The sequence below is a fragment of the Halomonas sp. TP35 genome (genome assembly GCF_052375975.1).
GTDB classification, from domain to species: domain Bacteria; phylum Pseudomonadota; class Gammaproteobacteria; order Pseudomonadales; family Halomonadaceae; genus Vreelandella; species Vreelandella citrativorans.
Map to the genome: position 1 here is coordinate 86,364 of NZ_JBQSUZ010000002.1, position 12,652 is coordinate 99,015.

A 12,652-nucleotide genomic window follows, 5' to 3' on the forward strand; every position below is an offset into this window, starting at 1 on the left:
ATCGCTATGGTTCTCAATGCACAGAAGCCCCGTATGAACGGGGCTTCTAATTTAATCACTCATCACAGCACAGACTGCCTTACGCCGTTTGAGCAATAATCTCCTTCCATTTGGCCGGTCCGGTTTGATGAACCGAAGTGCCTTGGCTATCAACCGCTACCGTGACCGGCATATCCTCTACTTCAAACTCATAGATGGCTTCCATCCCTAGGTCCTCAAAACCGACGACCCGAGATTTTTTAATCGCCTGAGCGACCAGGTAAGCCGAGCCACCCACTGCCATCAAGTAGACAGCCTGGTTATCACGGATTGCATCTATGGCCACTTGGCCACGTTCTGCTTTACCGACCATACCCAAAAGTCCGGTTTCTTCGAGCATGGTGCGCGTGAATTTATCCATCCGCGTCGCCGTTGTGGGCCCTGCTGGCCCCACCACTTCATCACGTACCGGGTCAACTGGGCCAACGTAATAGATAAACCGGCCTTTCATATCAACAGGCAGTGGCTCGCCTTTCGCCAGCATATCCACCATGCGCTTATGAGCAGCATCACGACCAGTCAGTAATTTACCATTCAGTAACAGCGTATCACCTGGCTGCCAGGTTTTAACTTCTTCGGGTGTTACGGTATCGAGATTAACGCGCTTCACGTTATCACCCATTTCACGGGTAATTTCTGGCCAGTCTTCCAGTTTTGGCGGATCAAGCACTGCAGGGCCTGAGCCATCCAGCGTAAAATGCGCATGGCGAGTTGCCGCACAGTTAGGAATGATCGCAACCGGCTTATTCGCCGCGTGGGTCGGGTAATCTTTTACTTTTATATCCAACACGGTGGTAAGGCCGCCGAGACCCTGAGCGCCAATACCACTTTTATTGACCTTATCAAAAAGCTCTAACCGCAGTTCTTCAGCGCGGTTACTCGGGCCACGTGCTTGCAGGTCCTGAATATCAATAGGGTCAAGCAGTGCCTCTTTTGCGATCTGCATCGCTTTTTCAGCCGTGCCACCAATCCCAATACCCAACATGCCTGGTGGGCACCACCCTGCCCCCATTTTTGGAAGCTGCTCCATGACCCAATCGACAACGCTGTCAGAGGGGTTGAGCATCGCGAACTTGGATTTCGCCTCACTGCCGCCGCCTTTTGCCGCAACGTGAATGTCGACCTTGTCACCAGGCACCAACTTGTGGTGGATAATAGCAGGCGTATTATCTTTGGTGTTTTGGCGCTTGCCGTCCGGGTCTGCCAGCACGGAGGCACGCAGCACGTTATCGGGCAACTGGTAAGCGCGGCGAACACCTTCGTTTACCATGTCGTCCAGGCTCATATCCGCGTCCCAGGTAACGTTCATGCCTACATGAACGAAGACGGTAACAATACCCGTGTCCTGGCAGATAGGCCGATGGCCAGTGGCACACATTCTTGAGTTAATCAAAATCTGCGCGATAGCATCCTTTGCAGCCGGGTTTTGTTCCCGTTTATACGCTGCATCCATGGCATCAATAAAATCTTTAGGATGATAGTAAGAGATATACTGCAGAGCATCGGCAACGCTTTGGATCACGTCGTCCTGGCGAATCACGGTCATGGAGTAACAGCTCCTTGGTTTTCGTCTTCTCTACGGCTACTTTAACGAAGGTGGAAATAGCCGTTTAAGCGTGCAAGCAGTATACCGTATTGATCCCCAAGCGGCAGCTTCTACGATTTGTTAACTATCGAAAAGCAAGCGGATTATTCGTTTTAGCAATCATACAAGATAACGGTATAACTAGTAATTACACATCTGGCTGGCAGGCTGGGCACCAATACAAGCGTCGTGAGCCCACCATCGTTCGCTCGATAATGTCGCCGCAGCGGTGGCAAGAGAGCCCGGCCCGATCAAACACGGCAAATCGCCATTGGCGGCGAGATTCGCCTGCCGCTATTGCTTGTTCAATCCAGGCAGGAGCATTCGTTACGCCCGCTAACCGGTAAGCCTGCCGCGTAATTTCTACAATGAGCGCTGCCAACTGCATTTGCTGAACATCACTTAGATCGGCTGGGCGCTGTTTGGGGTGTAATTGGGCGAAAAACAGAACTTCGGAGCGAAGATAGTTGCCTAACCCCGCGACTAAACCTTGATCAAGCAGCAGCGCCCCGAGGCTTCGCCGATAAAATTGCCTCATGGTTAATCGCGCCAGCACCTTCTCAGGCGTTACCTGCTGGCTTAACAAATCAGGGCCCAAGCGAGCCAGAAAAGGATGCTTCTCAAGCTCGCTCGACTCCCAAAGAGAAATATCCGAGGCACTATAAAGGCTGGCTACCCTTCCCTCGGTTTCTAGCCTTACACGTAGAGCGCGATTGGTGACAGGTGGTTGATCGACCCGATGAAGCTTCCAGACGCCATACAGCTGATTATGAGAATAGAGCACCTTTTGGTTGGCAAAGCGTATCAGCATGGCTTTACCGCGTGTGTCTACCGCTGTCACCTCAACACCTACCAGTGAATCGGCTTGAGCAGCAAGCTCTGGGAAAGCAAACCAGGCATCATCAATTACCCGACAGCCAACTTGCCTTTCAATTCGATCGGCTGCCCGGCGGATTTCGGGGCCTTCTGGCATATCCTTATCCTAGCGCCAGCTGTTTTTCTTTCATTTGATGCAGTTGATCGCGCAGGCGCGCTGCTTCTTCAAACTCCAGATTCTGCGCTGCCTCAAACATCGCGTCTTCAAGCTTGCTGATAGCGGCTAACAAATCATGTGCCCCCATACTGGCGATATCGTAATCACCGGCACCTTCTGCCACCTTACGCTCTGCCCCACGCTTACGGCTGTTCTTTTTGCCGGGTGCTTGCGCAGCTTCCAGAATATCTGCCACGGAGCGCGTCACGGTTGTAGGCGTAATGCCGTGCTTTTCATTGTGAGCTTGCTGCTTAGCCCGACGACTCTCCGTCACATCTATCGCTTTGCGCATGGAGTCGGTAATACGATCACCGTACAAAATAGCTTTACCGTGGGCATTACGTGCCGCACGCCCAATCGTCTGAATTAGAGAGCGCTCTGCACGCAGGAATCCTTCCTTGTCAGCATCAAGAATGGCGACTAGCGACACCTCGGGAATATCCAGCCCTTCACGAAGCAGGTTAATACCCACCAGTACATCAAACTTGCCCAAGCGCAGGTCACGAATAATTTCTACCCGCTCGACGGTATCGATATCGGAGTGCAAATAGCGAACACGTACCCCATGCTCATCAAAGTATTCTGTTAAATCTTCAGCCATACGCTTGGTAAGCGTTGTCACCAGTACGCGCTCACCGACAGCAGTACGCAAGCCGATCTCGGAAAGCAGATCGTCTACCTGGGTGCTGGCCGGGCGAACTTCAATTTCAGGATCCAGCAGCCCCGTAGGACGCACCACCTGTTCCACCACTTGGCCCGCATGCTCGGCTTCATATTTGCCCGGCGTTGCCGAAACAAAAATAGCCTGAGGAGCAATGGCCTCCCACTCTTCGAATTTCATGGGACGGTTATCCAACGCCGAAGGCAAGCGAAAGCCGTACTCTACCAACGTCTCTTTACGTGAACGGTCGCCCTTATACATACCGCCCACCTGAGGCACGCTGACGTGAGACTCATCAATAAACAGCAGCGCGTCGTCAGGCAGGTAGTCAAAAAACGTGGGCGGCGGCTCGCCAGGCGCACGCCCGGATAAGTAGCGTGAGTAGTTCTCAATACCGTTGCAGTAACCCAGCTCCAGCATCATCTCGATATCGTAAAGCGTACGCTGTTCAAGGCGCTGCGCTTCTACCAGGCGTTCATGCTTGCGCATCCATTCAAGACGCTCTTTCAATTCACCCTTTATCGAGTCAATCGCGCCTAAAATGGTTTCACGCGGTGTTACATAGTGGGACTTGGGGTAAATCGTCATACGCGGCACCTGGCCCCGTATGTCCCCTGTTAGCGGATCAAAAATCCGAATAGAGTCGATTTCGTTATCAAACAGTTCAACCCGTACCGCATTCTCATCAGAATCAGCAGGAAAGATATCAATGACATCCCCGCGCACGCGATACGTGCCTCGGCGAAAGTCCATGTCATTGCGGGTGTATTGAAGCTCCGCCAAACGGCGCAAAAAGGCGCGCTGATCTATCAACTCACCGCGGGTAAAGTGCAGACGCATTTTTAAATACTGGTCGGGGTCACCCAACCCGTAAATAGCCGAAACGGAAACAACGATGAGCGCATCACGACGTTCAAGCAAAGCCTTGGTTGCCGAGAGACGCATCTGCTCAATATGATCATTGATAGCTGCGTCTTTTTCGATAAATGTATCCGACGACGGCACGTAGGCTTCGGGCTGATAGTAGTCATAGTACGAAACAAAGTACTCGACAGCGTTATCCGGAAAGAAGGACTTAAACTCTCCATAAAGCTGAGCCGCGAGGGTTTTGTTAGGTGCCATCACAATGGTCGGGCGCTGAAGCTGCTCAACCACATTCGCCATGGTGAATGTTTTGCCCGACCCGGTTACCCCAAGCAGCGTTTGATGGGCAAGTCCGGACTCCAGGCCGCTTACCAGTCCTTTTATCGCATTTGGCTGGTCACCGGCAGGCTTAAATTTCGACTGCAACCGAAACTCTTTGCTCATCATTGCTCCTGAATGGAAAGTTAAATAACGTGCGTAGTGATATCAACAGTTGCCTGCGTCATCAGGCGCTGGATGGGGCAGCGATGGCTGATCTCTTCCAGGCGCGCCCGCTGTTCCGGGTCGCTGATCCCATGCAGTGTTAACGCTACATTCAATTTATAAGTTCCATGCGCTTCCTCACTGTCGTCCCGCTGCACCGTGACAGTAATCGCCGTAAGCGGCCACTTCTTGCGCTTGGCGTACATCTGCACCGTAATGGCCTTACACGTTCCCAGAGAAATATCGAAATAGTCGTGCGGGTCAGGCGCACTGCCTTCGCCTCCGACCAAAGTGGGAACATCGGCATACAGGGCCTCCAGGCTATCGACCTCAATACGCTGGCGAAATACATGGTTACGCTGGCTGATTACCGTAATAGGTGGATGCATCAAGATACTTTCACTCCCAGCTTGAGCTTCTCTACGGCGTTAATCAGTGCCTCACGTTTAACACGGCCATCCACATCTGCACCGTGGCGGCCTACCTCTGCACTATCAACACCCTCCAACATCATCAATGCCGTGGTAATCTTGTTGACTTGATCAGCATTTTTTACGCCTTGAAATGTTAACGATTGCTGTGCCATTACGCTGTCTTCCTCACTTAATCTTATGCAAAACTGATACAACAGAAAGATTCTAGCACGCTATTACACCTTGCAATTAGTATCATTCGCCCACAAGTTGAGAAGCTCGGTGTCCTAACCCCACTTTCAGCGATCAGCGACCCATCAGGAGTCTATATGGCAATGGTTATCCCCTCTACTATGATCACCGACAATGTGCGCCTTAATCACTTGGCAGCGCTGGATGTAATAGGGGCAGATGCTGAAAAATTTCTGCAGGGCCAAACAAGCGCTCAGGTAAGTTTAGCTGACGGCGAGTTTGCCCCCCTTACGTGTTTTTGCACACCCAAAGGAAGAATGCTCGCCAATGGACAGCTGCTGCGTCTTAACGCTGAGCACTTTAGACTCATCCTTAGTGTGTCTCTTACCGACTCATTAGCGGCCCATTTAAAAAAATTCGCCGCGTTCTATCGAGCTGAATTAATTCATGATACGAACATCACGTTTATTGGCGCCAGCAAAGAAGCAGACACCTTAGCTGAGTCACTGGGATTAACCCTTCCTGAGCAGCCATACGCACAAAGCGTTAATGGCCCATCGAGCGTTGTACGCGTTGCTGGGGAAATGCCTCGCTGGCTGTTTTGCACGACGGAGACAACGATAGAGGCATCTTCTCAGCAGGTGGTGGATGACGAAGTCCAGCAGGCTGCCTGGCAACTTGCCGACATTCGCAGCGGGATTGCTTGGCTCTCAGAGGCTCAGCAGGATCACTTTCTGCCTCAAATGCTGAACTGGGAAGCATTAGGGGGCATTAGCTTTAAAAAGGGCTGCTACACAGGACAGGAGGTGGTAGCCCGAGCACACTTTCGTGGACAAGTTAAAAAACGCTTGGTTCACGCTGAACTTACATCGACAACGCTACCCGAGACAGGCGCCAGCATAAAAACCGAGCTGGATAAAGCCATGGGCGAGATCGTTGCAAGCGTAAGACGCGATAATGATAGTGTGGAGCTGCTGGCTGTGATGAATACCAAGGCGACAGAAGAAGCGATGCCGCTTTACTGGGAAGGCAACGCACTCACCCTACTGCCGCTACCCTACGCTATTGAACGGCTTGACCCTGAACAACTGGCGGCCACGTTAAAGGGCCAGGTTTAAAAGGGCTAGGATTACAAGGACTAAGCTCACGCGTTTAAGAATTCTGAAAAGCCTTAAGCTTAAACAATCGGGCGGCATTGGCACTGCTATGTGCCGCCACCTCTTCTTCTGTTTGGTTGCGCAGCGTTGCCACGACGCGACACACGTGAGCAACACATTGGGGTTCGTTACGCTCACCCTGATGGCCGCTAAGGGGCATATCAGGGCTATCTGTTTCCAGCACAAAGCCATCATTGGGCAGTGCCGCTACCGTTCGCCGCAGCCGCTGAGCACGCTCATAGGTAACAGCGCCCCCAAGCCCCAGCACAAATCCTCCGTCTAAAAATTTTTGGGCTTGTTCTATAGAGCCTGAGAAGGCGTGAATCAGCCCCGCTTGGGGAAGCGCTAACTGGCGCAGCCGTTTACTGACCTTGTCATTGGCCTGCACACAATGAACCACGACAGGGAGCTTGTACTGCTTGGCCAAGTGCAGTTGATCATCGAAAAGGCGCCACTGCGGCTCCCAGGAATCTTTAAAGCGTGCATCAATACCGCACTCCCCAACCGCTGCGACCCGTGGATTTGAACCCAGCGCCTGCTCCAGCGCAAGGATATCCTCATCTCGCTGGTGCTGTTCCATAAAATAGGGATGGAGGCCCAAGCACACGCTAACATCACTGCGCTCGCCTAGCGCCAGCACCTGTTGCCAGCGTTGCCGAGTAGTACCAGGCACAATGAAATGAGAGACGCCGGCCGCGTGTGCTGCAGCAAAAACAGCATCGCGGTCCTGGTCAAACGCGCTAAAGTCCAGATGACAATGGGCATCGATAAGCACTGTAGGACCTCCCTTTTTATATAGCACGCAAGCCCCTCCCTGGGCTTGCCAACCTTTGCTTATCTTAAAAGTAGCTAACTTAATGCTCTCGTGTGGGCTGGAAGCGAATATCGGGCCAGCGCTCCTGAGTCATTTGTAAATTAACCCGAGTAGGTGCGATGTAGGTTAAGTAACCGCCTCCATCAATAGCCAAATTCGTGCTGGCTTTACGCTTAAACTCTTCGAGCATTTTGGCATCGTCGCAATATATCCAACGTGCCGTTTGTACGTTGACCCCCTCATACAAACAATCGACTTTGTACTCTTCTTTTAGCCGATGGGCGACCACGTCAAACTGCAAGGTGCCCACCGCCCCCAGGATTAGATCGTTGTTATCCATAGGCATGAAGACCTGAGTAGCGCCCTCTTCAGAAAGCTGCTGCAAGCCCTTCTGAAGCGCCTTCATTTTCAGCGGGTCTTTCAGGCGGACTCGCTTGAAGAGCTCAGGCGCGAAGTGAGGAATACCGGTAAAACGCATATCCTCGCCGACGGTAAAGGTATCGCCGATTTGGATCGTGCCGTGGTTATGCAAGCCAATGATGTCACCCGGCCAAGCTTCTTCTACATGGGAGCGATCAGATGCCATAAACGTCAACGCATCGGCTATTTTGACATCCTTGCCAATACGCACATGGCGCATCTTCATATTTTTCTCATATTTGCCAGAGCAAACACGTAAAAAAGCGATGCGATCACGATGATTGGGATCCATATTGGCCTGGATCTTAAATACAAATCCGGTGAAACGCTCGTCGTGGGCGGTTACCTCACGCAGGTCGGTTTTATGCGGCTGAGGGGCAGGCGCATACTCCACGAAGCCGTCCAGCATCTCGCGTACACCGAAGTTCCCCATCGCAGTACCGAAGTAGACGGGCGTAAGCTCACCTCGCCGATAAGCCTCAAGGTCAAACGTGTGCGAAGCGCCCCGCACCAGCTCAACTTCCATACGTAGCTCTTCAGCCTGCTCTTCGCCCAGAACAGCATCCACTTCAGGGCTATCCAAGCCCTCGATGCGCTTGTCTTCCGGAATATGGCTGCCCTGACCTTGGGTATAAAGATGGATAACATCATTGTAAAGGTGGTAGACACCCTTGAAATGACGCCCCATACCGACAGGCCATGTCATGGGCGCGCACTGAATATTTAAAACGGTCTCGACCTCGTCCATCACCTCAATAGGGTCACGGATATCACGATCCATTTTGTTAATAAAGGTCAGGATGGGTGTGGCACGTAAACGACATACCTCCATCAGTTTGATGGTCCGATCTTCAACACCCTTGGCCCCATCAATAACCATCAAAGCGGAGTCAACGGCTGTCAGGGTTCGATAGGTGTCTTCCGAGAAGTCTTCGTGCCCTGGCGTATCCAGTAAGTTCACAATACGACCGCCATAGGGGAACTGCATAACGGAGGTCGTCACCGAGATTCCCCGCTCCTGCTCCATCTTCATCCAGTCAGACGTCGCGTGTCGGTCATTACGCTTACTTTTCACCGAGCCTGCCAGCTGAATAGCATTCCCAAACAGAAGCATTTTTTCGGTGATGGTTGTTTTGCCCGCATCCGGGTGCGAAATGATAGCGAATGTGCGGCGCAGATCCGCTTCCTGGGCTAACTGAGTGTCTTTCATCTTGCCTCTACAGAAATTAGTACTCAGCAACGTAACGCGACTCTGGCTGAGTGATTCAGAATTGGGCGAGATTGTAACGTTATGACCGTTTTGGTGCCATGTTCATTGAAACCTACGCCTTGAAACCCTCAGGGGAAGACACATGATGGATGCTGGGACATTTTTAAGGGCTGCTACAATATGTCCGCGCGAGCGAGGCCTGCAAAATCACTTTTGAGCCCAATAAAAAAACGCCGAACAGGTCGGCGTTTTAAAGATAATAGCTAATTGTGGTCGCTTGCACCCGCCTAAGCGTAGGTATTAACCTGCGTACCCACATTACCTTCTTGAGCAAGGTTGGACTCAGCGCCCATATCCGCTGACGCCATGATTTCCGTGACCTGTTGAGCCTGAATATCCAATGCGTCTTTGAAAATCTGCATTTGGGCCTGTTCAGCAGTTTGCGCTTGATTCATATAAAGCGCTGTACTCACCGTATTGCTTATAGATACATCCATAAAGCCTGCCCTCAGAAGTCAAACGTCAAATCAGCTTAGCAAATATCCGGACAACCTACAAAGCGGCGTGACGATTTAGAACCGTTCAGCTCGAAAGGGTGACATATCAATTTCTGTCGGCTTGCCATCGATCATGTCAGCCAATAGCTGACCTGTTGCTGGCCCAAGGGTAAAACCCTGATGCCCGTGCCCAAATGCTAACCATAACCCAGGATGACGTGGTGCCGGACCAATAATCGGCTTCATATCCGGCAAACAGGGGCGCGCGCCCTTCCAGGCGGCCGCATCACGGCGCTCTCCAAGCGGGAAAATAGTCCTGGCCACTTTTTCCGCCGCCTCCAACTGATGCTCATCAGCGGGCGACTCTATTCGATCAAGCTCAGCACCGGTCGTTAGGCGCACTCCTGCGTTCATTGGCGCCAACAAATAGCCAACTTCAGCATCCATTAACCAGTAATTCAGCTTGGCTGGCGCTTGGGCAGCATAGTGCATGTGATAGCCACGCTTAACAAAGGTAGGAAAATGATAGCCCAGCCCTTTCATCCATTCGCCAGACCATGGCCCCAAGGCAACCACCACTTCATCAGCGTCAAGGGTTTGCGTTTCAGTAACAACCCGCCAGCGCTCGCCTGCTTGCTCAACCTTTTGGATATCTGCCTGAAGAAGCTTACCTCCGTTGCCCATAAAATCCTGCGCATAGGCAGCCACCAAGGCCCCCGGATCGGCCACCGTCCAGGGGTCCAGCCAATGAATAGCACCAATAATATCCTTACCTAAATTCGGCTCTTTGCTTTCAACGCCTGCACGATCCAGCACGTTAAACTGCACCCCATAACGCTCACGAGCTTCTTCAGCCTCTTTAATACGTTTTTCCAAGCGCGGTTGCGTGCGGTAAATCTCTAACCACCCTTCACGGCGCACCAAGTGCTCGGCGCCAGCAGCTTCAATCATCGGACCGTGCGTTTTTAAGCACAATTGGATGAGAGAAGCCCACTCAGGAACGATTTTTTTATAGCGCCCTGACGAAGAGTTATGCCAATAGCTTAACAAGGGTGAAGCGGCATTCAGCATGCCTGCCGGGCGATAGCGAATATCCACGCGCTTATTAGGCAGCACGCTTAAAATGGTTTTCATATCACGGGGGAATGCATAAGGACGCACCGCCTCTCGCTGAATGATGCCCGCATTACCAAACGACGTTTCCCGGCCAGGCTGGCGCCTGTCCACCAATGTGACCTGGTGCCCGCGACGCTGTAAATGCCATGCAATACTGACACCCACCATGCCCGCCCCTAGCACTACCGTTTGTCGCGTCATCTTGCATTCTCCTCAGCGCTAATACCCACGTTTAATACAGGCGAAAACAACGCCAGCAACTGATTGAAAAATATCACTAAACAAAGGGCATTTGCACAGCTTAAAAAGCTTTTTTCAAGACTTTTTGCAGCAATTAACGCTGTAAAAATATCACCCGCAGACAACTCCACTGCTTTAAAGCTTTGCAAGCGGACAAAGCCACAAAAAAAGCTTAAGCAGCAATTAAACACAGGGTGCATGGAGAGTAAGCACAACAAGGGAAGCATGACGAATTGTCTTTAAACAGACATTACAACATGCAGAAAGGAATATGAAAGGAAAACGCAGAAATCAAAAACAAAAAACCACAATTAAGTGGTATCAGATATGAAGAGAAGATATTAAATAGGCAATACGAATGGGGTGGATGATGGGTTTCGAACCCACGACCACCGGAGTCACAATCCGGGGCTCTACCACTGAGCTACATCCACCACAACCTAAAACTGTAGCCGTATATTACTATCGAATGGGGTGGATGATGGGTTTCGAACCCACGACCACCGGAGTCACAATCCGGGGCTCTACCACTGAGCTACACCCACCATTGATAGCACTAACGCACTTAAACTTTCCTAACCGGCAAATGACCATCGAACAGCATTACTAATGGCACGCCCAGCAGGACTTGAACCCGCAACCTACGGCTTAGAAGGCCGTTGCTCTATCCGGTTGAGCTATGGGCGCACATAAAGCATCCCAAAAAACACTGAACGCCAATGAGCACTTGACCACAACCAAACTTGGAAAAGCAAAGTAACGCCTTTCGCGTTAAGTGTGGTCGGGATGGAGGGATTCGAACCCCCGACATCCTGCTCCCAAAGCAGGCGCGCTACCAGACTGCGCTACATCCCGATTTATCACCTTTGACGCTTACCGCGCTGCTCGTCTCAAGCGAGGCATATATTACTATTTTTAAAATTAAAGTCAACACTTAAAGCGAATGATTGTGTAGATGCTTTGCCTAGCCGCTTGGGCATGCGAAAATTACTTCCGATAGTAAATGCTCAAGCAAGCGTGCTTTTGCATCAGCGCTCCAACCTCCATAGGGATCTTTGTAAATGACCGCCCAACTTATCGATGGAAAAGCCATCGCTGCTCATGTCCGTCAACGCGTTGCCGAGAAGATAGCTAAACGTCAGCAGGTAGGCGCTCGTGCACCAGGACTAGCCGTTGTTGTGGTCGGTGAAGACCCGGCGTCTCACGTCTATGTTAGTAATAAACATCGTGCCTGCGAACAAGCAGGCATCCTATCGTTTCAACATGCCCTCCCCGCCGCTACCACACAGCAAGCGTTGGAAGCATTGGTTGACCAGCTTAATGATGATGCAAGCATAGACGGCATCCTGGTTCAGCTACCGCTTCCTGCTCATCTTGATGCAAATCCCATTCTAGAGCGCATCAAGCCCGACAAAGATGTCGATGGCTTTCACCCCTACAATCTTGGGCGGCTTGCTCAACGGTTGCCGGCTCTACGCCCCTGCACACCCAAAGGGGTCATGACCATGTTGGCAGAAAGCGGTCTGCCGGTGCGTGGCTTAAACGCTACTATCGTTGGCGCTTCTAACATCGTGGGCCGCCCAATGGCGCTTGAACTGATGCTGGCAGGCGCGACCATCACTGTGTGCCATCGCTTTACCCAGGATTTGCAGGCCCATGTTAACCGTGCCGACCTGGTGGTCGTGGCTGTCGGCAAACCTGGCATTGTTAGAGGGGAATGGATTAAGGAAGGTGCCATTGTGATTGATGTTGGTATCAACCGTCAGGAAGATGGCTCGCTGGTGGGAGATGTCGATTTTGCAGCCGCAGCCGAGCGGGCCAGCTTTATCACACCCGTCCCAGGGGGGGTAGGCCCCATGACCGTTGCCACTTTGCTTGAAAATACGCTTGAAGCGGCTGAGCATCACGACGCCAACGCGTAGGTTCAC

The 12,652-nt window shown here is 51.7% G+C and carries 12 protein-coding genes and 4 tRNA genes; 2 read left to right on the forward strand and 14 right to left on the reverse strand.

From position 1 onward, the window contains the following. Nucleotides 1–79 precede the first annotated feature (79 nt). The 5 genes from ACT3RU_RS03115 to ACT3RU_RS03135 form a co-directional block, all read right to left on the reverse strand. The gene (locus tag ACT3RU_RS03115) at nt 80–1,585 is read right to left on the reverse strand and encodes a fumarate hydratase (RefSeq protein WP_192526952.1); all 1,506 of its coding nucleotides are present in this window, start codon (nt 1,583–1,585) and stop codon (nt 80–82) included. A gap of 187 nt (nt 1,586–1,772) precedes the next feature. Then, nucleotides 1,773–2,597, reverse strand: coding sequence for an endonuclease VIII (nei, locus tag ACT3RU_RS03120; RefSeq protein ID WP_192526951.1), 825 nt, complete (start codon nt 2,595–2,597; stop codon nt 1,773–1,775). Nucleotides 2,598–2,601: 4 nt separating this feature from the next. Further along, on the reverse strand, nt 2,602–4,626 hold the full coding sequence (gene uvrB / locus ACT3RU_RS03125) for an excinuclease ABC subunit UvrB (protein WP_087105477.1): 2,025 nt from the start codon (nt 4,624–4,626) through the stop codon (nt 2,602–2,604). 20 nt (nt 4,627–4,646) lie between these two features. After that, complete coding sequence (locus ACT3RU_RS03130; RefSeq protein ID WP_192526950.1) at nt 4,647–5,054, reverse strand: OsmC family protein; 408 nt, start codon at nt 5,052–5,054, stop codon at nt 4,647–4,649. Further along, a complete protein-coding gene (locus tag ACT3RU_RS03135) occupies nt 5,054–5,251 on the reverse strand; it encodes a hypothetical protein (RefSeq protein ID WP_087105479.1) in 198 nt (65 codons plus the stop codon). The genes ACT3RU_RS03130 and ACT3RU_RS03135 overlap by 1 nt, the downstream gene beginning before the upstream one ends. 156 nt (nt 5,252–5,407) lie before the next feature. On the opposite strand from ACT3RU_RS03135, the gene ygfZ reads away from it, so the two are divergent. Beyond that, nucleotides 5,408–6,388 carry a CAF17-like 4Fe-4S cluster assembly/insertion protein YgfZ gene (gene ygfZ, locus ACT3RU_RS03140; RefSeq protein ID WP_192526949.1) on the forward strand — a complete coding sequence of 327 codons (981 nt, stop codon included), beginning with the start codon at nt 5,408–5,410 and terminating at the stop codon, nt 6,386–6,388. Nucleotides 6,389–6,422: 34 nt separating this feature from the next. Here the strand turns inward: ygfZ and ACT3RU_RS03145 are convergent, their stop codons facing one another. The 9 genes from ACT3RU_RS03145 to ACT3RU_RS03185 all read right to left on the reverse strand — a co-directional run bounded on the left by ACT3RU_RS03145 (nt 6,423) and on the right by ACT3RU_RS03185 (nt 11,579). Next, nucleotides 6,423–7,202, reverse strand: coding sequence for a TatD family hydrolase (locus ACT3RU_RS03145; RefSeq protein ID WP_192526948.1), 780 nt, complete (start codon nt 7,200–7,202; stop codon nt 6,423–6,425). 79 nt (nt 7,203–7,281) lie between these two features. Further along, nucleotides 7,282–8,871 (reverse strand): peptide chain release factor 3, encoded by a 1,590-nt coding sequence (locus tag ACT3RU_RS03150; protein ID WP_087105482.1) that lies wholly within the window; start codon nt 8,869–8,871, stop codon nt 7,282–7,284. A 287-nt stretch (nt 8,872–9,158) separates the two neighbouring features. After that, on the reverse strand, nt 9,159–9,368 hold the full coding sequence (locus tag ACT3RU_RS03155) for a putative motility protein (RefSeq protein WP_087105488.1): 210 nt from the start codon (nt 9,366–9,368) through the stop codon (nt 9,159–9,161). 75 nt (nt 9,369–9,443) lie between these two features. Next, nucleotides 9,444–10,685: an NAD(P)/FAD-dependent oxidoreductase gene (locus ACT3RU_RS03160; RefSeq protein ID WP_192526947.1), complete on the reverse strand. Its 1,242-nt coding sequence runs from the start codon at nt 10,683–10,685 to the stop codon at nt 9,444–9,446. Beyond that, nucleotides 10,682–10,951, reverse strand: a complete 270-nt coding sequence (locus tag ACT3RU_RS03165) for a hypothetical protein (RefSeq protein ID WP_192526946.1) — start codon at nt 10,949–10,951, stop codon at nt 10,682–10,684. Before ACT3RU_RS03165 ends, ACT3RU_RS03160 begins: the two co-directional genes overlap by 4 nt. 132 nt (nt 10,952–11,083) lie before the next feature. Next, nucleotides 11,084–11,158 (reverse strand) — tRNA-His (locus tag ACT3RU_RS03170). 36 nt (nt 11,159–11,194) lie between these two features. Further along, nucleotides 11,195–11,269: transfer RNA gene (locus ACT3RU_RS03175), tRNA-His, on the reverse strand. Between the two features lie 65 nt (nt 11,270–11,334). Continuing rightward, nucleotides 11,335–11,411 (reverse strand) — tRNA-Arg (locus ACT3RU_RS03180). A gap of 91 nt (nt 11,412–11,502) precedes the next feature. Then, nucleotides 11,503–11,579, reverse strand: a tRNA-Pro gene (locus ACT3RU_RS03185). A gap of 206 nt (nt 11,580–11,785) precedes the next feature. Here ACT3RU_RS03185 and folD point away from each other — a divergent pair. Then, nucleotides 11,786–12,646 carry a bifunctional methylenetetrahydrofolate dehydrogenase/methenyltetrahydrofolate cyclohydrolase FolD gene (gene folD, locus ACT3RU_RS03190; protein ID WP_192526945.1) on the forward strand — a complete coding sequence of 287 codons (861 nt, stop codon included), beginning with the start codon at nt 11,786–11,788 and terminating at the stop codon, nt 12,644–12,646. Nucleotides 12,647–12,652 lie beyond the last annotated feature (6 nt).